The following is a 24,571-nucleotide window of genomic DNA, read 5'->3' on the forward strand; positions in this document are numbered from 1 at the left end:
GAACCAGGATAGGGAGACACAGCATGCGAGACGGAATTGTGGACGCACCCATGACACGATTTGGCGGGTTGCTGGCGGGCATGGCGCTGGCGATGTCAGCCGGGGCGGGCGAGACGGTCGAGTCTGGCATCAGTACCGAGTACGAACAGTTCGACCTGGTGCGGGTTGCGGGCGATCTGGAACACCCGTGGTCGGTGGCGTTCCTGCCCGGTGGAGGCTATCTGGTCACCGAGCGTACCGGCGCGCTGAAGCACATCCGCAGGAACGGTGAGGTCCGCGAGGTGGCGGGCGTGCCGGATGTGGTGGCCCGCGACCAGGGCGGGCTGCTGGATGTGTCGCTTCATCCGGATTTTCGTGACAACGGCTGGGTCTACCTGACCTATTCCTCTGGTGACGAAGATCAGTCCTACACCGCGCTGGGGCGTGGCCTGCTGGAGGATGGCGAGCTGCACGACTTCGAGAAGCTCTTCGAGCAGGATCGCGGGGGCAGTAATCACGGCCATTTCGGTTCTCGCCTCGCCTGGCTCTCCGATGGCACCCTGCTGATGACCATCGGCGACCGCCGCCAGGAGGAGCCGGCCCAGGACCTGTCCAGCCACAGCGGCAAGCTGTTGCGCCTGACCGAGGATGGCGAGGCCCCGGCAGACAACCCGTTTGCCGACCGTGAAGATGCCCAGCCGCACATCTATGCCTACGGCCTGCGCAACGCGCAGGGGCTGGTGGTCGATCCCGCCGATGACACGATCTGGCTGACCGATCATGGCCCACGTGGCGGGGACGAGCTCAATCGGATGGAGGCTGGCGGTAACTACGGCTGGCCGGGTGTCACCCGTGGACGTGAATATCCGACCGAGCGCCCGTTTGGCGATGCCCGTCAAGCGGACGATGTGATCCCCCCGGTCTACGAGTTCCTGCCCACGCTGGCGCCCTCGGGTCTGGCGCTGGTCACCTCGGATCGCTTCGAGGCCTGGGAGGGTAATCTGCTGGCCGGCGGCCTGCGCGCGGAGCGTATCCTGCGCATCGTGATCGAGGACGACGAGGTCGTGCACATGGAAGAGTTGTTGCACGGCAAGATCGGGCGCATCCGCGATGTGCGCGAGGGCCCGAACGGTCATATCTACGTACTGACGGACGAGTCCGATGGGGGCCTGTATCGGATGGAGGCCCGGTAGAGCGATCGAGTAACCCGGGTTCAGCAAGCAGGGCCCTTCCAGCGGGAAGGGCCCTGTTGTTTTTTGGCGCTAGAACAGGTCGTCGCGGATGGCGTCGATACCCGCTTCCGCACATTCGTGGTCGACTTCACCACTGGGGGCGCCGGAGACGCCGATGCCACCGATGATGCTCCCGTTATCGGTGATCTGCACACCACCGCCCAGGATGGTCACATTCGGCAGGTGCTGAATGCCGTAGCCGAGCTCGCCCGGCATGGTCATTTCGCGCAGCTCCAGGGTGTCGGTACGGAAGCTGACCGCTGTCCAGGCCTTCGACACGGCGGTATCGACGGTATGGGCACCGGCGAAGCGGTCGCGTTTCACGGCCTGGGTTACACCGTGACGATCCACAACGGCCACCGCGACCTGGGTATCCCGATCACGACAGGCCTCCACGGCTGCCTGGACCGCTTTTACGGCCAGTTCGGGGAGGAGCGTCGGGGTATTGAAGGTGCCCTCGCTGCTTTGCGCCGGGCTTGCGGCGAAGGCCAGGGCGCCGGCAAGGAACAGGGGGGTGAGCTTGGCGATACGCATGGCGATACTCCTTGGTTTAGATCCCATTTGTTATCTAGTCATTGATCGAGTGTTCCGCAATGGTGGGGGGGGGCGAACATAGTTGGCGAAACCCGCGCGTGATGAGTGATGTTTGCGTGCGGATCGGGCACGGTTGGGCTGTTAATGCAGGCGTCGACAGCGCATGGAGGACGACGGGTGGAACACAGTAAGGCCAGGGAGGGCAGGCGCAGGCTGGAAGGGGTCGATGTGGCCCGTGCGCTGGCCATGATCGGCATGCTGATGGTGCATGTGGGGCCCACGCGCCTGGAGTCTGTCGCGGGGCAGTGGTATGCGTTGCCGCACGGGCGGGCCTCGGTGTTGTTCATGCTGGTGGCCGGGGTCGGGATCTCGTTTCTGGCGGCCTCGCGGCGTGTCGCGGCCGAGGGCCTGGCCGGACAGCTCCTGTGGCGGGCGCTGTTGCTGTTCCCGCTGGGCCTGGCCCTGCAGGCCATGCAGGACGAGCTGAACGTGATTTTGCAGACGTACGCGCTGTTCTTTGTGCTCTCGATCGGGCTGGTACGGTTGCATACCTCCGTTCTCCTCCTGATCGGTCTGGTGGCCTTCACCCTGGGCCCTCCGCTGTATCTGTATGGTCAGATGCTGGATCCCGATACGTTCCAGCGGGTCGGCATAGGACCCAACAACCCGCCGGGCGTGATGCTGCACGCCCTGGTGTTTTCGGGCCCCTATCCGCTGGTGACCTGGATCGTGCCCTTCCTGGTGGGTCTGTGGCTGGGTCGCTGCGATCTGCGCAGCGACGTGCTGCGTTTGCGGATACTGCTGGTCGGGGCCCTGGTCGCAGGGGTGGCCTGGGGCCTGCATGTGGTGCTCTTTGCGTGGTGGGGCGAGCCGGGCGGGGGACTGCGCTGGGCCGATCTGGCCGACATGAAGGCCCACAGCCAGCGTCCGCTTTGGCTGTTGAATGCGACTGGGGTGGCGGTGGCCGTGCTTGCCGTGAGTCTGGTGGCGGCGGATCGTCTCGGGCGTGCGCTGTGGCCGCTGGTCGCGACGGGCCAGCTGGCACTGACCTTCTACGTGCTGCACCTGGTCGTGATCGCCCTGTGGCGCGATGAATTGGTCTTCAAGCAGGAGGTCGGGCCCGCGCTGCTGGTGGCGGGGGCCTTCACCGGGCTGTTCATGCTGTTTGCGGTGGGCTGGCGCCGGCTGTTCCGCAAGGGTCCCCTGGAGAGCCTGCTGGTCGTGCCGTGGACATGGAGGCGCTCGGCGAAGACCGGATCAGGCTGATGCGCGAGCCTGCTGCGCCAGGCTGCGTGTGGCCTGACGGAATACCGGTCGCAGCGGCTTGTTGAGGAAGGTTCGCGCCCGGCTCGGGGCAATGCCCTGATAGTGACAGAACAGGGCCAGCGCATAGACGAGATCGTCGCGCCCGAGCGATGCCTGGCGTTCTGCGCTCGGGGCACTGCACGAGCCACAGCCACCGACCCGCACGTGGAAGGCCGTGTTGGCGAGCATCACGCCGAATCCCATCTGTGTGGCCAGCAGTTCGGCCACATGCCCCTCGTTGCCGGCCTGCGAGGGGGCAGGCTCTTCCGAGGTGGGGAGCAGTCTCAGCGCGATCTCGCGGGCAAAGTGGCCGATCAAGGCCTCGTTTTCGCCGACCAGCCGGGGGTCGTACGGAATCGGGATGGATTCGGGCCGGGGTGCGTGGCCCCAGGACCCCATCGGCACCGGGTCGTCCAGGAGGTCGTCCGGTTGCGCGAGCCGAAACGGGCCGTCGGCAAAGCCGGCGTGGTGGCACACGGCGTCGAACACGATCTGCGCCATCCCGTGGCGGGTATCGGCCTGTCCGGGAAAATGCTCGCGAATCGGCAGGACCAGGTGGGCCTGGCCTAGCGGGCGCGCCCAGACGGGCTGGCGTCGCGTCCACAGGGTGACGGCGCGGACCCACTGGCGGGCCTCGGTGTCGGGTTCGGGGGCGCGCTGGAACAGACGCGGGATTAGCGAGAGCATCGCGGGAGGCGGGTTTGGGTGCCCCTCCATTGTGCGCCAGGGCGGGGCGTTTTGCAGGCCCTTTTGGAAACACGGTTCGGTGTTCCCTTGACGCAATAAGGCCCGGGCCGAGCGGCCCGGGCCTTGCCAGATGGCGGGTCTAGTTGAAGGCCTCGCCGGGCTTGACGCCCATGGCCTTCAGGATCATGGCCAGCGGGCAGAATCCGGTAAAGGCAGACTGCAGCAGGTTGAAGCCGACGAACAGGGTCAGCAGCAGCCACCAGGGGCTGAATACCCAGGCCAGGATGGCACTGAGGATGACGACGGTGCCGGCAAAGGCAAGGACAATGCGATCGATGCTCATGGGGGTCTCCCGGGTTATCTATTAGACAACTCTAATATGTGCCCGCGGACACAGAAACACAAGGGCCCATCGATCAATGGGCCCGTGCACGTGTCGGAGCAGGTCGGTTCAGTGGAAGATCTCGCCGGGTTTCATGCCCAGGCTCTTCAGCACCATGGCCAAAGGGCAGAATCCGGTAAAGGCAGACTGGATCAGGTGGACGCCGATCAATATCGTCAGCAGCAGCCACCATCCACTGGCGGCCCAGGTCAGCAAGGCGCTGATCAGGACGACAATCCCGGCGAAGACCAGGAAAAAGCGATCAAGATTCATGGACGTTCCCTCCCTTGCGTCCTTTATTTAACCAGTAGATAGCACTGGCGCAGTCGAACGGCAAGGAGGGGAACGCGCGGCGCCGGCCTAACGTTCCTCGATTGAGGTGTACTGGCGAGAGGGGTGCCCGGTATAGAGCTGGCGCGGGCGCCCAATGCGCGATTCCGGGTCCTGCATCATCTCGTTCCAGTGCGAGATCCAGCCCACCGTACGGGCCAGCGCAAAGATCACGGTGAACATGTTCAGCGGGATCCCCATCGCGCGCAGGATGATGCCGGAGTAGAAATCCACGTTTGGATAGAGCTTGCGCTCGATGAAGTAGTCGTCCTCCATCGCGATACGCTCCAGTTCCATCGCGACGTCGAACAGCGGCTGGTTGTCGGCCCCCATATCGCCCATCTCGGCCAGCAGTTCGTGGCACATCTTGCGGATGATCTTGGCGCGCGGATCGTAGTTCTTGTACACCCGGTGGCCGAAGCCCATCAGGCGGAACGGGTCGTTCTTGTCCTTCGCGCGGGCGACAAAATCCTGCACGCTCTTGTCGGAGTTCACAATCTCCTCGAGCATGCGCACGACCTTCTCGTTCGCACCGCCGTGCAGCGGGCCCCACAGCGAGGCGATGCCGGCGGAGATCGCGGCAAACGGGTTGGCCTCGGAGGAGCCGGACAGGCGCACGGTGGAGGTCGAGGCGTTCTGCTCGTGGTCGGCGTGAAGGATCAGGATCAGGTCCAGCGCGCGCACGAACACGGGGTTTGGCTGGTAGGGCTCGCTGGGCACGCCGAACATCATCGACAGGAAATTGGCGGTGTATGACAGGTTGTTGTCCGGATACATGAACGGCTGGCCGTGGGCGTACTTGTACGACCAGGCGGCGATGGTGGGCATCTTGGAGATCAGTCGGTGCGCGGCAATGCGGCGGTGCTCCGGGTTATGCACGTCGACGTTGTCGTGATAGAAGGCCGACAGCGCGCCCACCACGCCGACCATGATCGCCATCGGGTGTGCATCGTGACGGAAACCGTCGAAGAAGCGGCGCACCGCCTCGTGCAGCATCGAGTGTTCCTTGATGATGCGCGAGAAGTCGTGCAGGTCGTCGGAGGAGGGCAGTTCGCCGTTCAGCAGCAGGTAGCAGACCTCGAGATAGGTGCTCTCTTCCGCCAGCTGTTCGATCGGGTAACCACGGTAGAGCAGGGTGCCTTCGTCCCCGTCGATGAAGGTCACATCCGAACGGCAACTGGCCGTGGACATGAACCCGGGGTCGTAGGTGAAGTAGCCGAGTTCCTTGTACAGCGCACGGATGTCGATGCAGTTGGGCCCGTGGGCACCTTCCTGGATCGGCAGCTCGATGCTCTTGCCGGTGGTGTTGTCGGTCAGCGTGACGGTCTTGCTCATGAAACGGCCTCGAAGATTCGCTGGGGCGCCCGAACGCGCGGAGTCTAAAAGAGCATGGTAAACCATCGACACGGGCCGGGCAGCGTCGTTCCGGACGGTTTCCCCGAATCCTGGACGGGTTCCACCACGTTATGTCAGTGGGCGTTGCGCTGGTTGCGCTTGTCTTCGTACATGGCCTTGTCGGCATGGGCCTGGGTGGCTTGCAGATCGCCACGTGTATCGCGCGAGCATGCCCCCAGTGCGGCGGAAACCCCGGCCTGGGAGAGGGCTTCGCGGAGGCGCCGGATGATATCCGGAACGTAGTCGATGGGTGTCTCGGGGAACAGGATCGCGAATTCGTCGCCCCCGAGGCGGGCGACTGTGTCGATGTCACGCACGGTCTCGCGCAGGACACGACCGGCGGTTGCGATCAGCCGATCACCGGCGTCGTGCCCCTCGCTGTCGTTGACAAGCTTCAGTCCATTCAGGTCGACCATAACGACGCCAGCCGGCAGACCGTGCCGTGCACAACGATCCTCCTCTGAGGCGAGGGTGAGCGACCAGCCACGGCGGTTGTAAACGCCGGTGAGGGTGTCGGTGTGGGCCTCAAGCCTTAGCGTTTCCTGCTCGCGCTCCAGGCTGTCGACCTGATGGCGCATATGAATCAGGGACTCGAGGGTGCCCACCGCGGCCTGGATCGGCGCGTCGTGTTCCTCCGGTGAGATGGCGATGGTTTCCGGATGGATCGCACACAGGACGCCATACAGCTGGTGGTCGACGTCGCGGATGGGGTAGCCGATATAACTGCTGATTGGGACGTCGTTACCGGCCGCGGCGAGCGCTTCCAGGGCCTCGGCATACGAGGGTTCGCTGGCGGCGTCCGGTGCAATACGCGGGGCGCGGCCCTCGAGCATGCGGATGCAAAAGGAATTGCTCCAGTCGAAAACCGTGCCGGCCTCGATGCCGTAACCGTGGTCGTCCGCGCGAACCACGATCTGTTCGTTGCCTTCCACCCGCGTCAGCATCCAGGTGTCGAGTGGGGCCAGCAAGTGCAGGAGCCGCAGCGCGTTGTCAACGCCCTGGGTGAACGAGTCGTGGGCGGCGTCGCACCGGTCGTGGGAACGTTTCATTCGATCGCGCACGGGCTTCTTGGCGATAGCCCGTTACTTTGGACTGTCGCTGCATCTTATTAGAGTGTCATCCGGACTGCAGCTCTTCCAGATTTTGTGGATGCGCGACGGGATCGGCGGCGCCTTACAGTCGAGGCAGGTCGGGGTGCGGGAGCTGGCCGCCGTGGACATGCTGGCGGCCGAACTCGGCGCAACGCGCCAGCGTAGGTACCGCCTTGCCCGGGTTCAGCAGGCCGAGCGGGTCGAAGGCCTGCCGCAGCCGGTGGAACTGTTCGAGTTCGAGGGGGGCGAACTGCACGCACATGCCGTCGAGCTTCTCGACGCCCACGCCGTGTTCGCCAGTAACGGTTCCACCGACGGCCACGCATAACTCCAGGATCTGCTGTCCGAAGGTCTCGGCCGTTTCCAGCTGGCCGGGCTGGTTGGCGTCGTAGAGGATCAGGGGGTGCAGGTTGCCGTCGCCGGCATGAAAGACGTTGCACACGCCCAGGCCATGTTCGCGCGACAGCGCATTGATGCGCTCCAGCACGGTACCGAGCTGGTGACGGGGGATGGTCCCGTCCATGCAGTAGTAGTCCGGCGAGATTCGGCCGGCGGCCGGAAAGGCGGCCTTGCGCCCGGCCCAGAACAGGGCCTGCTCCTGGGCGTCGCGCGCGGTGCGCACCTCGGTGGCGCCCAGCTCGAGCAGCTTGCGGCGCACCACCATGATGTCCTCGGAGACCTCGGCGTTGGTGCCGTCGAGCTCGCACAGCAGGATCGCGGCGGCATCCACCGGGTAGCCGGCATGCACAAAATCCTCGGCGGCGCGGATGGCGGCGTTGTCCATCATCTCGAGGCCGGCCGGGATCAGTCCGGCCGCGATAATCCCGGCCACTGCGCGCCCGGCGGCCTCCACATCGTCGAAGCTCGCCAGCAGGACCTGGGTGCGTTCCGCACGGGGCAGCAGGCGTACCGTGACCTCGGTGACGATGCCGAGCATCCCCTCGGAGCCGATCATCAGCGCCAGCAGGTCGGGGCCCGCGGTGTCCAGGGTCTTGCCGCCCAGGCGGATGATCTCGCCATCCAGCGTGACCATTTCCAGTCCCAGCACGTTGTGCACGGTGAGGCCGTATTTCAGGCAGTGCACGCCGCCGGCGTTCTCGGCGACGTTGCCGCCAATCGAACAGGCGATCTGGGAGGAGGGGTCCGGGGCATAGTAGAGGCCCTGCGGGGCCGCCGCCTCGGAGATGGCGAGGTTGCGTACGCCGGGTTGCACGACCGCACAGCGGTTGTCGGCGTCGATCTCCAGGATGCGGTTGAAGCGGGCGAGGGACAGCAGCAATCCGGTGGCACTGGGCAAAGCCCCGCCCGAGAGTCCGGTGCCGGCCCCGCGGGGCACGATCGGGACCTGGTGCTCGCGGCACACCCGCAGGCAGGTAAGTAGTTCCTCTCGCGTGTGGGGCAGCGCGACGGCACCAGGGGTCTGGCGATAGGCGGACAGCCCGTCACATTCGTAGGTGCGGCGCTCGTGGGCCTCCAGTATCAGCCGATCCGCGGGCAGCTCTTGCTGCAAGACCGCGATCGCAGCCGCCAGCGCATCCAGCGCAGTGGAATCCGGGGGCAGGGGCTGTGCGGCACTCATGGTGTGGTCAGGGGCGTCCGGATTGGGTGATGGACCCTTCAGGTTACAGGCCGTGGGCGGCACAGGAAATGTCCGTGTCACTTCGTGTTGTCTCTGGGGAAGAACTGATCGATGTACACACTCGCGTTGGCAACCCAGGTTTTACGAGACCAGGCGCGGTGAAGGCAGATGCAATAAACCGAGTGCGGGTTGGGAATTTTTCCTGTTGCGTGACGGTCTAGTCATTCGCGGGATTACTAGAATGATTCCAACCCCGACCCAAGGAGATTGCGATGCGGTATTCATGGATCACGACGGCCTGTGCGGCCGCTGCCCTGGCTTCAGCCCCGGCGTTTGCGGCCGACAAGGTCACGCTGGAACACGACGACCTGACCCTGATCGGTCATTTCCAGGAGGGGGCCGGCGCCTCGCCTGAAGACGGTGTGGTGCTGATGCTGCACGGCACGCTGGCCCACGGCCGCATGGAGGTCATGCAGGCGGTCCAGGATCAACTGGCCGACCGCGGCCATAACACGCTGTCGATCAACCTGAGTTACGGGATCGACGAGCGCGAAGGCATGTTCGAATGTGATGCGCCGATCCATCATGGGGTGGACGAGCACCTGAAGGAGGTCGCCGCCTGGCAGGAATGGCTGCAGGGTGAAGGCTATGGCCCGGTCACGCTGTTCGGGCATTCGCGTGGCGGCAACCAGGTCGCGCGCTATCTGACCGAGCATGATCCGGACGACATTCGCGCGATGGTGCTGGTCGCCCCGTCGACTTTCGATGCGGACAAGGTCTCCGCCGATTACGAAGAGCAGGCCGGCGAACCACTGGGTGAGGTCCTGGCCCGAGCCCAGGAAAAGCACGATCGTGGCGACGGCTCCATGCTCGAAGGCGTGCGTTTCCTGCAGTGTGGCGAGCTGGATGTCGCGCCCCATGCGTTCCTGAGCTATTACGATCCGGCTCCGGTCCACAACACGCCCAGCGTGATCGACGGCATTCAGACCCCGACGCTGGTGGTGATCGGGTCCGAGGATGACGTGGTGGCGGATCTTCCGGAGCGGATGGATGCGGTCGAGGACAAGGAGCACATCACCGTGAACACCGTCGATGGCGCGGATCACTTCTTCCGTGACTTCTTCGCCGACGACGTGGTGGACTTCACCGTCGATTTCCTCGATCAGCACTGATCGGCTGATCCGAGCCCATCAGGCCGGCCCTTTCGGGCCGGCCTTTTTTGTGTGTGTCTCAACCGGCCCAGAGGGTCAGGTACAGGCCCAGCATCGCGGCGGCGAACAGCAGGCCAATGGTCTCCCAGCGCGTGAGTACGCGCTCGGCCAGTTCCAGCCGTTCGCGCAGCCGGTAGCGTACCCAGCGCAGGCGCGCCGGGTGGCGCCCGACGCTGATGAGTGCAGGGTGGCGGTGCCACAGGCGCTGGCCGGTCTGCGCGAGCCACTCCAGGGGCACGACAAGATCGCCTTCCGGCAGCCACGGCCGATCGCGATCCCGGGCCCATCGCCAGGCCAGCAGCCCCAACACCAGGCCGACACCGATGGGCCAGAGAAGGCTCAGGCCCGTCAGCACGACCCAAGCCGGAACCTGCTCCGGTGGGGCGACCGCGACCCCCAGCAGGGGGAAGACCAGCGACATGCACGCCAGGCCACCCCAGGCCCACCAGCGGCGGGAGTCCGCGCGCGGGGGCGCCTGTGTGCCTTGCTGTGCCTGATACCAGCGCCAGAGGAAGCGCAGCATCAGGAGCGTTGTGCCGGCGGCCGCCAGCGTCAGCGCGAATTCCGTATGAGCCATCCAGCCGGCCAGATCGGCGTCGTACAGCGGTTCCTTCAGGATGTTCTTGGCGAGTGCTCCGCTGGTCATTGGCATCCCGGCCAGGGCGAGAGCCGGCAGCACCGCGAACAGGAAAAACGCCAGGCGGGCTGCACCACCCGCGGGGCGTTGCGTGGTCATCCCGGCGGCCAGGAACAGCGCACCCTTGGCAAAGCCGTGGTGCACCGCGTAGAGGGTAACGGCCATCAGCAGCCAGGCCCGCAGGTCGGGCAGGACGAGCGCCAGCCCGGCCCCGGCCGTCATCAGTCCCATCTGGCTGATGCTGGAGTACGCGAGGATGGTCTTGGGACGCGACTGCACGGCCCCGGCGAGTGCGGCGAGGAAGGCCGCCGACAGACCCAGCAGCACGAGGGTCTCGCCGAGCAGCACGTGGCCGGTCTCGTCCAGTGGCAATACCCGCAGCCAGCCCAGCAGGCCCGCCTTGATCATCGCCCCCGATAGCACGGCGCTGGCTGCGACCGGTGCGGCCGGATGGGCCAGTGGCAGCCAGAAATGCAGGGGAAGCATGCCGGCCTTGATACCGAACCCGAGCACCAGCAATGCAAGCCCCCAGCCCTCGGGCCGCGCCTCGGCGATCGCGGTCAGCCGCGTATCGCCACCCGCCTGGTGGATCGCCATTACGAAGCCGGCAAACAACAGGATCTCGCCAACGACGGCCAGAATCAGATAGATGCGCCCGGCCCACCAGGCCTCCGCGGTATTGGAGTGCACCACCAGCCCATAGGCGGCCAGGCTCATCAGCGAGAAGAACAGATAAAAGCTCAGGGCGTCCTGCGCGAGAATCAGGCCCAGGTTTCCGGACAGCGCGAGTAGCCAGAACACGTAGAAGCGGTGGCGCAGCGGGTCATCCTGGCGGTCGCCGAGGGCGAACAGGCCGGCGGCCAGCCACAGCCCCGAGGTGAGCGCCAGAAAGGCCTGCCCCAGGGGATCCAGCCCCAGCAGGGTGTTCAGCATCAGCCAGTCCAGGACGGCGGGTTCGACATCGCCTCCAACCGCCGCGACCACAAGACCGGGCAATGCGGCCCACGGGAGCCAGCGGTTGAATCGGGTCCGGTGTGGTCGCAGGCCGATCAGCACCGCCAGCAGCAACGGGACCAGAGGGATCGCCAGCCAGACCAGGGCGTTCATGGCGCGAACCCCGGGATCGAATAGTCGCGTTCCACGATCAGGGTCACCCAGTCGAGCGGACTCAGACTCATCCCGGCCAGCAGACCGCCGAGCAGGCTCAGCGCTGCGACGAATAACGTCGGGACGAGCAGCATCCAGTGCGTCTCGAAGCGCGTGGGGCCGCTATGCTCGACCATGTGCTCGTGCCAGGGGGTGCGGCGCTCGCCGAGCCAGCCCCGGATCACCGGTGGCAGAAAGTACGCGGCATTGAGCAGGCTGCTGGCCACGAGCACCGCCAGCACCCAGTGGAACTGGGCCTCCAGCGCGCCCAGGCCCAGATGCCATTTGGTCACGAAACCGGCGAGCGGCGGCAGCCCGATCATCCCCAGGGCGCCAAGGGTGAAGGCCAGCATGGTCAGGGGCATGCGGCGGCCTACGCCGTCCAGCTCGCTGATCTTGTGGATGCCGAGGGTCTCGGCGAAGTTGCCGGCACAGAAGAACAGCGTGATCTTGGTGATCCCCTGGTGCACCAGATGCACCAGCCCGCCGATGACCCCCAGCGGCCCGGCCAGCGCGACCCCCAGCACGATGTACGAGACCTGGCTGACGGTGGAGAAGGCCAGCCGCTGCTTCAGGTCGTCCGTGCGCAGGGCCTGGATCGAGCCGTACAGGATGGTGATCGCGGCGATCACCACCAGTCCAGCCGCCAGCCCGAGCTCGATTGCGACCTCGGCGCCATAGACGTCGTTCACTACCCGCACGATCCCGAAGGCCCCGGCCTTGACCACCGCGACCGCGTGCAGCAGGGCGCTGACCGGGGCGGGCGCGACCATCGCGATCGGCAGCCAGGAGTGCAGCGGTACCAGGGCCGCCTTGACCCCGAACCCGATCATCAGCATCACGAACAGGACCTTGAGCGTGGTCTCGTGTGTGGTCGCGAGGTCGCCCAGGTAGCCGCCCGGCACGAAAGACTCGGCACCGGCCAGCAGGGTCAGCCAGACGATGGCGGTGAACAGCACCAGTCCGCTGGTCAGGGTGTAGGCCAGATACAGCCGCCCGGCGCGCAGGGCGGCGGGGGTGCCGCGATGCACCACCAGTGGCCAGGTGGCCAGCGTCAGCAGCTCGTAGAAGATCAGCAGTGTGATCAGGTTGCCCGACAGCGCGATCCCGACCGTGGCACTGACACAAAGGGAAAAGAACCCGAAAAAGCGGCTGCGTCGGGGCGAACCTTCCAGATACCCGATGGCGTACACGGTGGTGACGAACCACAGCACCGCCGACAGCGTGGCGAACAGCAGCGACAAAGCGTCCGCCGCAAGCACAAAGTCGATCCCTGGCACGAGCGGAAGGACCAGGCGGTACTCGTCGCCACGCAGAACGCTCACCAAAAGCCAGCCGACCAGCACCAGCTTGGTCCCGGCCCCGCCGAGGTTCAGCAGGGTCCGCAGCCCGTAGCGCCGCTCGGGCAGGAAGAAGATCGCCAGGCCCGGGCCCAGCGAACTCATCAGGATGGCGAGGAGCAGCCAGCCGCCGTCGCTCATGGTGCCCCCGGCGTCAGTGTCAGGGTGTGCAGGGTCAGGGTGCCGGCGAAGCCGGCGGCGGCCGCGACCACGGCCAGCCCCAGCGGCACCCAGTCCATCCACGGCGAGACCGCCTCGCCAGGGTTCTGGGGACCACGGTGAAAGGCCGGGGCCACCATGCGCAGCACGTACCCGGCCGCGAGCAGCCCGCCCCCGGCAATCGCGATCACCCACAGCACGCCGATCAGGCTGCCTGCCAGGATCGTGGACAGGCCCGCCTCCAGCAGCAGGTACTTGGCGATGAAGCCGCCGGTGAAGGGCAGGCCCATCAGGCTCACCCCGGCCAGGCCCAGCGCGAATACGGTGCGGCCGCGGGCGCGCAGGACCGCGCCCATGTCGGCCAGACGGTCATGCCCGGCCGCGTGCTGCAGTGTGCCGGCGGCGAGAAAGACGGAGGCCTTGGCCAGGGCGTGCACGACGGCAAAGAACACCACCACCTTCCATGCCCCGGAGTCCACCAGCATCAGCGGGAAGGCGATCAGCAGGTAGCCAAACTGGGCCACGGTGGAGTAGGCAACGATGGATTTCAGGCGCCCGGAGCGCAGGGCCTGGGCCGAGCCCCAGATCAGCGCGGCCACGCCAAGCAGCCCCACCAGGATGCCGAACGCCGGTGTGGCCAGTGGGGCAAAGGGGCCCATCCACAGGCGCAGGATCAGGTAGAACGAGCCGGTGACCACCAGGCCGGAGAGCACCGCGCTGACGGGGGCCGGGGCGGAGCCGTGTGCGGGGGCGAGCCAGACATGCAGCGGGAACAGCGCCGCCTTCAGCATCAGCCCGGCGGTCATCAGTACCGCGGCCATGAGTTCGGTGGGGCCGATCTCCGTACGGGCCTCCAGCAGCACCAGGTCGAGCACCCCGTGCTCCCCGAACAGGAGCACGACCCCCATCAGGAAGCTGAGCGAGCCGAGGATGTTGATCAGCAGATAGCGCATCGCCCCGGATACGGCGGCCGCGGTCCCTGTGAACGCCACCAGTGCCACCGCCGACAGCGACACCACCTCCAGCGAGATGTAAAGATTGAAGGCATCGCCGGACAGCAACAGCATGTTCAGCCCGGCCCACAGCCACAGCCACAGGGGCCAGAACTGCCGGCGTTCGATCGGGTCGTGCACATAGCCAAGGCTGTACAGGCTGGTCGCCAGACCTACCACCGCGGTGAGGACCAGCAGCGTCATCGACAGCCCGTCCAGGTGCAGCATTACGCCCAGCGGTGCCTCCCAGCCGCCCAGCGCCACGCGCGTGGCCGCGTTCTCCGGCTCGGGTCCCGCAGCCAGGAACAAGGCGCTCAGTGTGATTACGGCTGCGGCCATCAGCACCGCGCCATAACCCCCAATCCGGTGCGCCTGGCGCGGCCAGATCGTGGCGAGGATGGCCAGCGCCAGTGACAGGGCCACCAGGCCGCTGATCGCCAGCGGGAGCATCGCGGCGGGTGTCTCGCTCATTCGCGATGCTCCCGCTCGTACTCCGCGGAAGGGGCGTGCTCCTCGCGCGAGATGTCGTCCACCGGTGCGTCGTCGTCTGGTGGGCCGGGTAGCATCATCGCCTGCCCCGTGATGCGTGCCAGGCGCACGACCAGCGCCAGGGCAAATGCCGTCGCGCTGACCGCGACCACGATGCCGGTCAGCGTGAGCGCCTGCGCAACCGGGTCCGGTGGGCCCTCGCCGCGGGCCGCAATGCCCAGCAGCACCATGAACACCCCGGAACCCATGATGTTCAGCGCAAGAATCCGCAGGACCAGGTGATGGCGGCGTATCAGCCCGTACAGGCCGAGCGCGAACAGGACCGCGCCGGCCGTCGGATAGATCAGGCCCGGAGCCAGTTGCTGGGCAAGCCATTCCATTAGTGATCGTCTCCGGCAGGCCGTCCGGCAATGAACAGCGCCACCAGGGTGAGGGCGATCGACAGCGTGGCCGCCACCTCGATCACGATGATCAGCGGATAGGCCCACTCGGGCGGATAGCCGAGCAGGCCCGGGCCGATGAACAGGCCAATGACCCCAATCGCCAGGAACAGGCCCACACCCGCGGCCAGGCCCAGCCGCAGTGGCGTACTCGGCGCCATCGGCAGGTCGCGCGGCCGCGCCAGTACAAGCAGGATGCCCGCGGCGCCCAGGATGGCCCCCGCCTGAAACGCCCCGCCCGGGGCATGGCTGCCCGCCCAGAGGATATACACACCGGTGACGATCGCGACCGGCACCAGGAGCCGGAGGGTGCCGGGCAGGATCGGGCCGGGCGCCGGGCGTGCCGGCAGGCGGTCGTAGCGGCCCAGCGACCAGGCCCCGAGCAGGGCGATCAGGACGATCGCCAGCTCCAGGAAGGTGTCATAGGCGCGAAAGTTCAGCAGCACGGCGGTGATCGGGTGATCCACGCCCGAGACGCCCATGTGTTCGTCGACCACGGGCTCCAGGCCCACGGCGTCCGGCTGATGCCACAGGGCGGTGACCATCAGCCCGCCAACCACCAGGGCGAAGGTCAGTGCCGGAAGAAAGGTCCGTCGTGGCGGCGGGGGGTCATGCAGGGCGTGCAGCAGGGCATCGGCGGCGGCCGGGTCGGGTGGCTCGTCAGGGCGTCCGCGCCGGCGTTCGACCGCGATGCTGCGCAGCCTCTCCAGCGTGACCAGCAAAAGGGCGCCGGTGATGCCGGCGCCAATCGCGGCCTCGGCCAGGGCGATGTCCGGGGCCTCCAGACGCACCCAGGCCAGCGCGAGTAGCAGTCCAAAGGTGATGAACAGCACCACCGCCCGGAAGAGGTCGGTACTCGCCAGGCAGCGCCAGGCGACCCCGAGAAGTCCGACCAGCAGGACCAGGTCGAAGACGACGAGGAGCAGGCCGCTCATCGGTCGGACTCGAATTCCCCGTGGGTCCAGGTGCGTTGCGCCACCATGTGCGCGGCCGTGGTGCCGGCCGCCAGGACCAGTACCCAGATCAGGAACAGCTTGAGGATGTCCGCCGGCCCGCCGGCCTGCAGCATCAGGCCAAGGATGACCAGGCCCAGCCCGACATTGTCCGCCTTGGTCAGCGCGTGCAGGCGGGAGTAGACATCCGGGAAGCGCAGCAGCCCGGCCGTGCCGGCCGCGAAGAACACCAGTCCGGCGAGGATCAGGATCACGGTCAGGGTGTTAGCGATCATCGTCCGGCTCCTTTTTCTGGCCGTGGCGCTGATGGATGGGCGTGCCCGACGGTTCCGGCAGGCCGTGCTGGCGGACGAACGCGACCGCAGCCACCACCGCCAGCAATGCGAAGACCAGCGCGACGTCGACCAGTGCCGGGGTCTCCAGCGTCAGTGACAGCAACAGCAGGATGGTGACCCCGGTAGTCCCGAACAGCTGGGCGGCCAGCATGCGGTCGCCGGAGCCGGGGCCGCGCAACACGCGAATCAGGCCCAGGAGAATGGTCGCCAGCAGGAACAGCGCCGCGCCCAGATAGAACGCGCTCATGTGCCCCCCTCCTTACGGCGCCGCGGATCCTCGAAGGCCGCGTGGATACGCCGCTCGAGCTCGCGCAGCGCGACTTCGGGCTGGCCATGGCGATCCAGCACATGGACAGTCAGCAGGCGCCCCTCGAGGCGAACGCTGAGGGTCCCCGGGAGCAGGCTGAGCACGGCCATGAACAGGGTCAAAGGTGGTCCATGCGGAAGGTCGGCCCGGTACTCGATGAAGTCCGGTGCGATGGGCAGTTTGGGGTCCAGTGCGCGTCGGGCGATATCGATGCCGCCGAGGAAGGAGGCTCGCAGGAAATAGCCGATCAGGCCCGGTATGGCCCGGATTCGGACACCGAGGGGGCGACCGCTGGGCAGTACGAGGCTGGCGGCCCCGGCCAGCAGAACCGCGAGCAGTGCCAGGGGTTCCAGCAGGGCATCAAGCCCGGCCAGGATCCACCACAGCACGGCGGCGGCCAGGACAGTCCAGGCTGCCCGCCGCCAGCGTGCCCGGGCGCGGTTGAGGCCGGCCCGGCTCGTTGCGTCCCTGTGCTTCGCCACACGGGTCATTGTACCGGCCCGTGTGGCGCAGCCAAGCGAAGGCCTAGAGCCGCTCGCTGGCGTCAGTGAAGCCCATCAGCGAGACGTCGAAGGCCAGCGGCTGGTCGCCATGCAGCGGCCAGAAGCCGACTGTCAGCGCACTACCACCACGCATCGCGCTGAACTGGCTTTCCGTGAGCTCATGGCCTGCCACGCAGCCCTGCTCCACACAGGCGATGTAGGGGGCCTCGATCTCCTCGCCGTCCTCGTCGACCTGCATCAGGATGCCGGGGCGCAGATCCACGCCCAGCGGCAGCAGGATCTCGATGATGTAGCTGTCGCCATCGCGGAACAGCGAGGCCTGCAGGTAGGCGCCCTGCGCCTGCTCGTCCTGGATCTGCAGGGTCTGCTGCATACGGCAGCGCTCGCCGCCCTGAACCTCAATGCAGGCGACCTCCCAGTCCTGATAGGTCGTGGTCTCCGGCTCCTGCTGCTGCATCTGCTCTTCCATCTGCGGGTCGGTCTGGGCCTGGGCCAGGGTCAGGCTCGGGATGGCCAGCAGCAGCGCACCAGCGAATGCCAGGTAAGGCTTCATGTAGGGATCTCCGTCATTGCATTGGCAAACAAACGCGTCAGCTTGAACGCGCATGGCGGCGGGTTCAAGCATATCGCCGTGCCTGTGTGACCGTAATACCGCACCGACGTTCGCGGCGTTACGGGCTGTAGCGATCGGTGAAGTCGCAGCGGCCTTCGGGGAGCCAGGCGGGGATGGCGTAGTAGTCGGCCAGGATCTCGCTCAGGACCCGCTCGCGGTAGGCGTCATAGCGAAATCCGTAGCCTTCGGCGAATTCCCAGTCGATCCCGCGGATCGGCTGGCGGCGGATCACGACCTCGTCGAAGAAGGGTTCCAGGTCGCCCGGGTCGACCTCGCCGCGGGTCGCGACGTACAGCAGATTCTCGCCGTCGAGGGCGCGGAAGTCGGTCAGCAGGTCGTCCTGACGGCCGTAGTGCGAGCCGGAGCCGAACACGCCGACCTCGCGTCCGGCGTAGTAGGCGAGTACGGCGGAGCGCGAATAGCTGCGCGTGAATACGTGCCAGTCCGGCTCGTATTCGTTCACGGCCTCGGCCACGGACTCCGGGGCGAGATAGTAGACCGCATCGGCGTAGCGCCCGTGGTCCTCCAGCCATTCCACGGGCATTAGCGCGATGGTCAGGAGTACGGCTGCGTGTACGCCGGCCAGGATGGTCGAGAGCCAGGCGCTGATGTTCAGTGCGCGGGTGCTCAGGAACAGGGCGGGCAGCAGCAGGAAGGGTACGAACACCGCTAGCCAGTGCAGGCCGATGCTCTTGAACGGCGCCAGCAGGGCGAACACCGCGAGCGGGATCAGTCCGGCGCTCAGGAAGACGCCAAGGTGATGTTCGCGGATGCCGGGGCGCAGCGCGGGGAACTCGCGGGCGATGAACCACAGCAGCCAGGGGGTGAACACGTAGACCAGCATCGCCGCGTAGGCGAGCAGGTTGGTTGGGTCGATCCCGTCGCCGCCATGCCGGTTCACGATGTTGAACATCACGTTGTACCAGCAGTTGTCCCAGTTCCAGTACAGGTTCAGGGCCACCGCCGGCGCGACGCCGAGGATGATCAGCAGCAGTCCGCGCCAGTGGCGCGGCGCGAACAGCAGGATGTGCAGTCCCAGCGCAATCCCGAGCAGCACCGCGAAGTACTTCGACAGGAAGGCCAGGCCCAGCACGAATCCCGCCAGCAGGAACCAGCCCGAACGCCCGGTGCGCAGCGCGTGCCAGGTCAGACCGGTGGCCACCAGGCCGAACAGGAGCAGCGGGGTGTCCGTGGCGGTCAGTACCGCGATGAACAGCAGCGGCACGAACAGGGCGATCAGCGAGACCAGCCGCGCCCGAACCGGGTCCTGCCGGCGCCACAGCGCAAGGATCAGCAGGGCAGGTGCCATGGATACGGCGATCCCCAGGGCCCGGATCGCGAGCGGATGGTCCGAGATCGCGAGCACCAGGCTCAGCCACCAGCCGACCATCGGGGGATGGTCGTAGTAGCCAAGATCGGGGTGCTGCCCCCAGATCAGGAAGTACGCCTCGTCGCCCGTGATCGGCAGGGTCCAGGCGATCAGGATCTTGGCGGCCAGGGCGGTCAGCAGCACCGCACCGTAGTGGCGCGCGAGCCAGGGCGCGCCGGGAGGCAGGCGATCGGCACTCATGCCTTGTGCGTGTCCGTCTGGATTGGCTCGAAGCGGCCGCCCCGCAGTCGGTAACCCGTGGTGACCATCTGCAGCATGGGTTCGTCCCCCGCGCTGTCGCCGTAGGCGGCGTAGAGGTCGACGGGCGTGTGCGGGTCAAAGCGACCCAGCCAGCTGGCGATCGCGGCGGGCTTGGCCGCGCCCTGGCAGTTGGTGCCGTCGAGGTGACCGCTGACCCGGCCGTGATCGTCGACCGCCAGGTGCGAGCAGATCACGTCGGCCAGGCCATGACGCTCGGCCCAGGGGCGCAGCCACAGATCCAGCGAGGCCGAGACCAGCACACAGGTGTCGCCGGCCGCCTGGTGGTGGTGCAGGCGTTCCATGCCGGCCGGGCGCAACAGGCGGTCCAGCACGTGATCGGCGAAGGCGCGGCCCCGGGCCTGCAGATCGTCCAGGGATGCCCCGCCGATCATCCGCTGGAGCACGGCCTCCTTGGCGACCTGGTTGGCGATGCGGCCGCGCGCTAAGCCTGCGAGCGTGGGCAGGCATCCGGGCAGGGCCGCAAGAAAGCGCGGTGTCCCCAGCGCGAAGCGCAGGAACGGGAACAGCGTGTCGCGTCGGGTCAGGGTCCCGTCGAAGTCGAACAGCACGATGCGTTGCGGCGCCGTCATTACAGCTTCAGGCGTTTGAACAGGTACTCGGGGATCAGGCGGATCACGGTCATGATGCCCCACCAGATCCAGGGCAGGTAGGCGACATCGCGGCCGCGACGCATGGCCTTGACGATCCCGCGCGCGACCGTCTCGGGCTCAGCCCACAGCGCCCCGGCGCGGTTGAAGCCTTCGGTCATCGGGGTGCGCACGAAACCTGGCTTGATCGTGACCACATCCACGCCGCTGAAGAACAGCCGGTTGCGCAGTCCCTGGAGATAGGTGGCCAGCATGCCCTTGGCGGTGCCGTAGACATAGTTGCTCTGGCGCCCGCGGTCGCCGGCGACCGACCCGATGGCGGCGATCACGCCACGGCCGCGCTGTTCGAAGTCGGGGGCTATGCGGGCCAGGAAGGCGATGGCGCTGGTGCCGTTCACGTGGATCGCCTCCAGTGTGGTGGCGACGGACGCGTTGCAGGCCTCCTGATCCGGCAGCGTGCCCCAGGCCAGCAGCACCGCATCGATGCTGTCGCCTAGCGCCTCCTGTGCCTGTGCCCATACGTCCGCGTGGGCGTCGACGTCCGCCAGGTCGACCGTCGTGCCGAGGATGCGCGTGGCGGAGGCATCGTCGCCGCGTACGCGCAGATCCTGCAGCAGTGCCTCCAGCCGTTCGCCGTCGCGCGCGACCAGAAACAGTCGGGCGCCGTGTTCGGCGAGTTCGCGCGCGACGGCGGTGGCGATCGCCGAGGTGGCGCCGAGGATCACGACGGATTGCAAACGGTTCATAGGGTTACCCTGCGCCAGAAGCCGGAGGAGAATTCGGGGTCGACAAAGCTAGCGAACTCCTCCCAGCGGGGAAAGCCGCTGCGGAACAGCTCGGGGGGCATGCGCGCGTCCTTGGCCGGGTACAGCGCGCCGCCGGTCTCCTGCACGATGCGGTCCAGACGCCGGAAGAGGTGCTCGGTCTCGTTGCCGCGTTCGGGGAAGTCCAGCGCCAGGGTCGCGCCGGGGCGGGGGAACGACAGCATTCCCGGTCCCGCGCGGTCCCCGAAGCGCTTGAGCACGGCGAGGAACGAACCCTGGCCGCTGGCGGCCACGGCATCGAGCAACGCCTGCATGCCGTCCTTTTGCGCATGGGGGGGCAGCACGCACTGGTACTGGTAAAACCCCTTGTACCCGTAGATACGGTTCCAGTGGCGGACTGCGTCCAGCGGGAAGAGCCAGGGCAGGTGATGGACGGCGCGAGCGGTGGGGTGTACGGATTGGCGGTAATAGAGCTGGTTGAACAGCCGCAGGGTCACGCGGTTGACCAGCGACACCGGCGGGTCCAGCGGGATGGCGCGGTGGGGTTCCCGGTATCGGCTGCGCGCCGGTGCGGTGGTCGCATGGCGTGCCCCGCTGTAGATGCCGCGGCCGATCTCGCCGCGCGGGCCCGGGTTCAGGCAGTCGATCCAGGCGACGGTGTAGGGCCATTCGCGCTCGGCCCGGGCATCCAGCGCCCAGAACTCCTCCAGGCTCTCGAAGCGCTGCGACCAGGCGCGCATCCAGGGGGTGCGCACGGGCACGAGTTGCAGTGTGACCGTCTCGATCAGGCCGGTCAGCCCGAGTCCGCCGACGGTCGCGGCGAACCAGTCCGGGGTGCCGTCGGGGGTTACTTCGAGGCATTCGCCGTCCGAGCGGCGCAAGGTCAGGGCGCGGACATGCTCGCCAAAGCTGCCGGCATGGTGGTGATTCTTGCCGTGTACGTCGTTGGCCACTGCGCCTCCGAGCGTGACAAAGCGCGTGCCGGGGACCACCGGCACGAACCAGCCGCGCGGGAGCGCGAAGCGCAGCAAGTCGTCCAGGGTCAGGCCGGCCTCGGCGGTGATGCGGCCCGTGTCCGGGTCGAAGGCAATGAAGCGGTCGAGGTCACGGGTATGCAGCAGGGTTCCGCCGGGGTTCAGGCAGACGTCGCCGTAGCTGCGGCCGAGACCGTGGGCCAGCAGCGGGTGGGCAATCTCGGGCAGGGGCTGGCCACGCCGGGTCAGGGAGAGCTCGGCGGCGTGCGCGACACGCGGGATGCGGTTCCAGCTCGTGGTCATGGCGCGTCCTCAAGATACCCGTGATTGCGCAGCCCTGTAGGAGGCCAGCCCTCTGGCCGATTCGTCATGGGTGATCGGCCAGAGGGCTGGCCTCCTACAGGAGATCGGTTACGCATGATGCTCTGCCGGGTGTTCGCGCCCGCGGGCCTCGGGGTTGGTGCCCAGGGCGATCAGGCCCAGGATGACCGCAAACCACAGGGTGGTGAAGCGGATCAGCATGGTCGCGGCGACCGCATCGGCCGCGGGCATGTCGTGCAGCAGCAACAGGCCGACCATCACGGCCTCGGTGCCGCCGAGCCCGCCGGGCAGGAAGCTCAGCGCCCCGGCCAGCATCGCCAGTGCGAACACGAACGCGGCGAAGGCGAAACTCGCCTCGAAGCCCATCGCGTTGAGGATCCACCAGAAGGCGAGCGCTTCCGCGCTCCAGGCGACCACGCTCAGGATAGTCGCCCCAGCCAGCAGGGTCGGGCGATGGCAGCGACGGGCCTGCAGGAGGACGGTCGCCAAGTGATGAACGGTCCGCCACAGGCGCTGGCCGGGCCGGTCCGTCCACGCCTGCAGCCGCGCCAGCGGTCGGCGCCACGACAGGATGACCAGCGCGAGCGCCACGGTACTGGCCCCTGCGAGGATCAGCCAGCCGCCCTGGGCCACCAGGGTAAAGCCCAGCATCGACAGCAGCACGACCGCGATCAGATCCGACAGGCGCTCGCTGACGAAGGCCGCGAAGCTGTCGGGATAGGGAACATGACGCCGTTTCAGCAGCACCCCGCGCAGCGCTTCGCCCGCCTTTCCGGGGGTGGTGGTCAGGGCAAACCCGGCCAGGTAGATGTGGCCGCTCGCGCGCAGGGGCACATGGTGGCCGAGGCGGCGCAGGTAGAGCTGCCAGCGCGTGAAACGCAACGAGTAGTTCACCAATGAGAGCGACAATGCCAGCAGCAGCCCCCCGATGCCCACGAGGGTGAGGGCATGCCAGACCTCGGTCGCGCCCGCCCACAGTGCGACGCCCAGATACAGCACGACCGCCGCGATTACGGAGAACATCACGGCACGCATGCGCCAGCCGGACAGCAGCACTGCGCTCATGCCAGGACGACGATGGTGACGCCCAGCCAGACAGCGACCGTCGCGAGCAGGTGCGGGTCGGTGACCAGGTCGCGCGAGGTGTCGTTTCCCCCGCCTCGGGCGTGCAGCAGGAACAGGTAGCGGAAGATGCCGTAGATTACGAGCGGCAGGGTGTAGATCAGCCCGTCGGTGCCGTGCAGGTCGATGGTCTGTGCACTGACCGTATAAAGCCCGTATGACAGGACCGTGCAGGCTGCGCTGATCGCGATGAACTGGTCCACCAGGCCCACGCTGTAGTCGTTGAGTACGCGGCGCGGGCCTTCGCGCTCGGGGGAGCGCTCGATCGCGGTATCCGCCAGTTCCGCGCGGCGCTTGGCGAAGCCGAGAAACAGCGTGAGCATCAGCCCGCACAGCAAGAGCCACTGCGAGGGCTCGATCCCGAGGCCGAGCGTGCCGGCCAGGATGCGCAGCATGAAGCCTGCCGAGATACTGAAGACATCCAGGATCACGATATGCTTCAGCGACCAGGAGTAGGCCACGTTAAGCACCAGGTAGGCGAGCACCAGGGCGGTCACGCCGGTGCTGACCAGTGCCGCCAGCACGAGCGCGACCACGACCAGGGTGGCAAAGATCGCCCAGGCGGTGCCGACCGGGATCACCCCGCTGGCGATCGGCCGGTTGCGCTTGACCGGGTGCTGGCGGTCGGCCTCGACATCGACGATGTCGTTCAGCACATAAACAGCGCTTGCGATCGCACAAAAGGCGACAAAGGCGACCCCCGCGGCCAGCAGCATCGTCGGCTGCCACTCGTGGGCGAACACGACGCCCAGCAGGACAAACCCGTTCTTGATGTACTGGTGCGGCCGCAGCAGTTTGATCAGTGGCTGAAGCATTGAGGAGTTCCGGGGCATTTGCTCTGGGGAAACACGGACCAACGCGAGTGGTTACATGGGTCAGCGAGTCCGTGAAGTCTACTGGGGCCATGGATGCGTTACCATCGGTGGCGTTTGCCGCGAACGTCCGACCGTTCACGGCGCGCATCGATTCACAGCCCTGGAGGACTCCCCATGACACGATTGCCTGCACTTCTGCTTGCCGCGTTGTTTGCCACCTCAACCCTGTTGCTCGCGGCCTGCGACGGGGGTGCCAACGCCTCGGCCGACGAAGTCGTCGAGGGCGAGGCCTTTCCCGAACGCACGCTGAACGATCAGCACGGGAACCCGCTCCAGATTCCGGGCGATGCACGCGTGATCCTCAAGACCGTGGAGATGGCCCCGGCGGATATCGCCAATGCCGTGCTCGGCGAGATGACCGAGGAAGAGCGTAACGAGATCGGTGTGATCTACATCGCGGATATCCACCAGATGCCCCCGCACGTGATGGAGAACGTTGTCCTGCCGCGCATGCAGGCCCGCGAGTATCCGACCGCGGTGACCCAGTCCGAAGAGGATGCGGGCTTCATGCCGCACACCCCGGAAGAGGTCACCGTGATCCTGCTGGATGGCGACGGCACGGTCACGGGTATCCACACCGCGGCGAACGAGGACCGGCTGAAGGAGTTGCTCGAACAGGCCGGTGAATAAGTCCCGGG

At 66.9% G+C, this 24,571-nt stretch carries 26 protein-coding genes; 4 read left to right on the top strand and 22 right to left on the bottom strand.

The features are described from left to right. The first annotated feature begins 50 nt into the window (after nt 1–50). Nucleotides 51–1,172 carry a PQQ-dependent sugar dehydrogenase gene (locus tag F813_RS0102480; protein WP_017925425.1) on the top strand — a complete coding sequence of 374 codons (1,122 nt, stop codon included), beginning with the start codon at nt 51–53 and terminating at the stop codon, nt 1,170–1,172. A 69-nt stretch (nt 1,173–1,241) separates the two neighbouring features. Here F813_RS0102480 and F813_RS0102485 read toward each other — a convergent pair whose 3' ends face one another. Continuing rightward, on the bottom strand, nt 1,242–1,745 hold the full coding sequence (locus F813_RS0102485; RefSeq protein ID WP_012982399.1) for a heme-binding protein: 504 nt from the start codon (nt 1,743–1,745) through the stop codon (nt 1,242–1,244). 213 nt (nt 1,746–1,958) lie between these two features. On the opposite strand from F813_RS0102485, the gene F813_RS0102490 reads away from it, so the two are divergent. After that, on the top strand, nt 1,959–3,011 hold the full coding sequence (locus tag F813_RS0102490; RefSeq protein WP_026148110.1) for an acyltransferase family protein: 1,053 nt from the start codon (nt 1,959–1,961) through the stop codon (nt 3,009–3,011). On the opposite strand, the gene F813_RS0102495 is transcribed toward F813_RS0102490, so the two are convergent. From F813_RS0102495 to F813_RS0102520, 6 genes are all read right to left on the bottom strand, one after another. Further along, complete coding sequence (locus F813_RS0102495) at nt 3,003–3,737, bottom strand: hypothetical protein (protein WP_017925427.1); 735 nt, start codon at nt 3,735–3,737, stop codon at nt 3,003–3,005. The genes F813_RS0102490 and F813_RS0102495 overlap by 9 nt on opposite strands. 139 nt (nt 3,738–3,876) lie before the next feature. Further along, nucleotides 3,877–4,080 carry a DUF2892 domain-containing protein gene (locus tag F813_RS0102500; RefSeq protein ID WP_017925428.1) on the bottom strand — a complete coding sequence of 68 codons (204 nt, stop codon included), beginning with the start codon at nt 4,078–4,080 and terminating at the stop codon, nt 3,877–3,879. Between the two features lie 108 nt (nt 4,081–4,188). Further along, nucleotides 4,189–4,392, bottom strand: a complete 204-nt coding sequence (locus tag F813_RS0102505) for a DUF2892 domain-containing protein (RefSeq protein ID WP_017925429.1) — start codon at nt 4,390–4,392, stop codon at nt 4,189–4,191. 87 nt (nt 4,393–4,479) lie between these two features. Further along, nucleotides 4,480–5,784, bottom strand: coding sequence for a citrate synthase (locus F813_RS0102510; protein WP_017925430.1), 1,305 nt, complete (start codon nt 5,782–5,784; stop codon nt 4,480–4,482). Between the two features lie 134 nt (nt 5,785–5,918). After that, complete coding sequence (locus F813_RS0102515) at nt 5,919–6,893, bottom strand: sensor domain-containing diguanylate cyclase (protein ID WP_017925431.1); 975 nt, start codon at nt 6,891–6,893, stop codon at nt 5,919–5,921. 124 nt (nt 6,894–7,017) lie between these two features. Continuing rightward, on the bottom strand, nt 7,018–8,514 hold the full coding sequence (locus F813_RS0102520; RefSeq protein WP_012982406.1) for an FAD-linked oxidase C-terminal domain-containing protein: 1,497 nt from the start codon (nt 8,512–8,514) through the stop codon (nt 7,018–7,020). 272 nt (nt 8,515–8,786) lie between these two features. Here F813_RS0102520 and F813_RS0102525 point away from each other — a divergent pair, with 272 nt between their 5' ends. Next, nucleotides 8,787–9,686 (top strand): alpha/beta hydrolase, encoded by a 900-nt coding sequence (locus tag F813_RS0102525; RefSeq protein WP_012982407.1) that lies wholly within the window; start codon nt 8,787–8,789, stop codon nt 9,684–9,686. 58 nt (nt 9,687–9,744) lie between these two features. On the opposite strand, the gene F813_RS0102530 is transcribed toward F813_RS0102525, so the two are convergent. The 15 genes from F813_RS0102530 to F813_RS0102600 form a co-directional block, all read right to left on the bottom strand. After that, a complete protein-coding gene (locus F813_RS0102530; protein WP_012982408.1) occupies nt 9,745–11,469 on the bottom strand; it encodes a complex I subunit 5 family protein in 1,725 nt (574 codons plus the stop codon). Further along, on the bottom strand, nt 11,466–12,989 hold the full coding sequence (locus tag F813_RS0102535; protein WP_012982409.1) for a complex I subunit 5 family protein: 1,524 nt from the start codon (nt 12,987–12,989) through the stop codon (nt 11,466–11,468). The genes F813_RS0102530 and F813_RS0102535 overlap by 4 nt, the downstream gene beginning before the upstream one ends. Then, a complete protein-coding gene (locus F813_RS0102540; protein ID WP_017925432.1) occupies nt 12,986–14,470 on the bottom strand; it encodes a complex I subunit 5 family protein in 1,485 nt (494 codons plus the stop codon). The genes F813_RS0102535 and F813_RS0102540 overlap by 4 nt, the downstream gene beginning before the upstream one ends. Beyond that, entirely contained in the window at nt 14,467–14,868 is a 402-nt protein-coding gene (locus F813_RS0102545) for a cation:proton antiporter subunit C (RefSeq protein ID WP_012982411.1), read from the bottom strand. Before F813_RS0102545 ends, F813_RS0102540 begins: the two co-directional genes overlap by 4 nt. Continuing rightward, nucleotides 14,868–15,863 carry a hydrogenase subunit MbhD domain-containing protein gene (locus tag F813_RS0102550; protein WP_017925433.1) on the bottom strand — a complete coding sequence of 332 codons (996 nt, stop codon included), beginning with the start codon at nt 15,861–15,863 and terminating at the stop codon, nt 14,868–14,870. The genes F813_RS0102545 and F813_RS0102550 overlap by 1 nt, the downstream gene beginning before the upstream one ends. After that, nucleotides 15,860–16,156: a monovalent cation/H(+) antiporter subunit G gene (locus F813_RS0102555; RefSeq protein WP_012982413.1), complete on the bottom strand. Its 297-nt coding sequence runs from the start codon at nt 16,154–16,156 to the stop codon at nt 15,860–15,862. The genes F813_RS0102550 and F813_RS0102555 overlap by 4 nt, the downstream gene beginning before the upstream one ends. Continuing rightward, nucleotides 16,146–16,463, bottom strand: coding sequence for a monovalent cation/H+ antiporter complex subunit F (locus tag F813_RS0102560; protein WP_012982414.1), 318 nt, complete (start codon nt 16,461–16,463; stop codon nt 16,146–16,148). Before F813_RS0102560 ends, F813_RS0102555 begins: the two co-directional genes overlap by 11 nt. Continuing rightward, on the bottom strand, nt 16,460–17,014 hold the full coding sequence (locus tag F813_RS0102565; RefSeq protein ID WP_012982415.1) for a Na+/H+ antiporter subunit E: 555 nt from the start codon (nt 17,012–17,014) through the stop codon (nt 16,460–16,462). The genes F813_RS0102560 and F813_RS0102565 overlap by 4 nt, the downstream gene beginning before the upstream one ends. 34 nt (nt 17,015–17,048) lie before the next feature. Then, nucleotides 17,049–17,579 (bottom strand): invasion-associated locus B family protein, encoded by a 531-nt coding sequence (locus F813_RS0102570; protein ID WP_017925434.1) that lies wholly within the window; start codon nt 17,577–17,579, stop codon nt 17,049–17,051. 118 nt (nt 17,580–17,697) lie between these two features. Next, nucleotides 17,698–19,209, bottom strand: coding sequence for a glycosyltransferase family 39 protein (locus F813_RS0102575; RefSeq protein WP_017925435.1), 1,512 nt, complete (start codon nt 19,207–19,209; stop codon nt 17,698–17,700). Continuing rightward, nucleotides 19,206–19,859 carry an HAD family hydrolase gene (locus tag F813_RS0102580; protein ID WP_017925436.1) on the bottom strand — a complete coding sequence of 218 codons (654 nt, stop codon included), beginning with the start codon at nt 19,857–19,859 and terminating at the stop codon, nt 19,206–19,208. The genes F813_RS0102575 and F813_RS0102580 overlap by 4 nt, the downstream gene beginning before the upstream one ends. Continuing rightward, nucleotides 19,859–20,623, bottom strand: a complete 765-nt coding sequence (locus tag F813_RS0102585; RefSeq protein WP_017925437.1) for an SDR family oxidoreductase — start codon at nt 20,621–20,623, stop codon at nt 19,859–19,861. Before F813_RS0102585 ends, F813_RS0102580 begins: the two co-directional genes overlap by 1 nt. Further along, complete coding sequence (locus F813_RS0102590) at nt 20,620–21,918, bottom strand: FAD-binding oxidoreductase (protein WP_017925438.1); 1,299 nt, start codon at nt 21,916–21,918, stop codon at nt 20,620–20,622. The genes F813_RS0102585 and F813_RS0102590 overlap by 4 nt, the downstream gene beginning before the upstream one ends. 108 nt (nt 21,919–22,026) lie before the next feature. Continuing rightward, the gene (locus F813_RS0102595; RefSeq protein WP_026148111.1) at nt 22,027–23,001 is read right to left on the bottom strand and encodes a lysylphosphatidylglycerol synthase transmembrane domain-containing protein; all 975 of its coding nucleotides are present in this window, start codon (nt 22,999–23,001) and stop codon (nt 22,027–22,029) included. Beyond that, nucleotides 22,998–23,873, bottom strand: coding sequence for a decaprenyl-phosphate phosphoribosyltransferase (locus F813_RS0102600; protein ID WP_017925440.1), 876 nt, complete (start codon nt 23,871–23,873; stop codon nt 22,998–23,000). Before F813_RS0102600 ends, F813_RS0102595 begins: the two co-directional genes overlap by 4 nt. 174 nt (nt 23,874–24,047) lie before the next feature. Here F813_RS0102600 and F813_RS0102605 point away from each other — a divergent pair, with 174 nt between their 5' ends. Next, nucleotides 24,048–24,563: a hypothetical protein gene (locus F813_RS0102605; RefSeq protein ID WP_017925441.1), complete on the top strand. Its 516-nt coding sequence runs from the start codon at nt 24,048–24,050 to the stop codon at nt 24,561–24,563. The last annotated feature ends 8 nt before the right edge of the window (nt 24,564–24,571 follow it).

Source organism: Thioalkalivibrio sp. HL-Eb18, assembly GCF_000364985.1.
GTDB lineage: Bacteria > Pseudomonadota > Gammaproteobacteria > Ectothiorhodospirales > Ectothiorhodospiraceae > Thioalkalivibrio.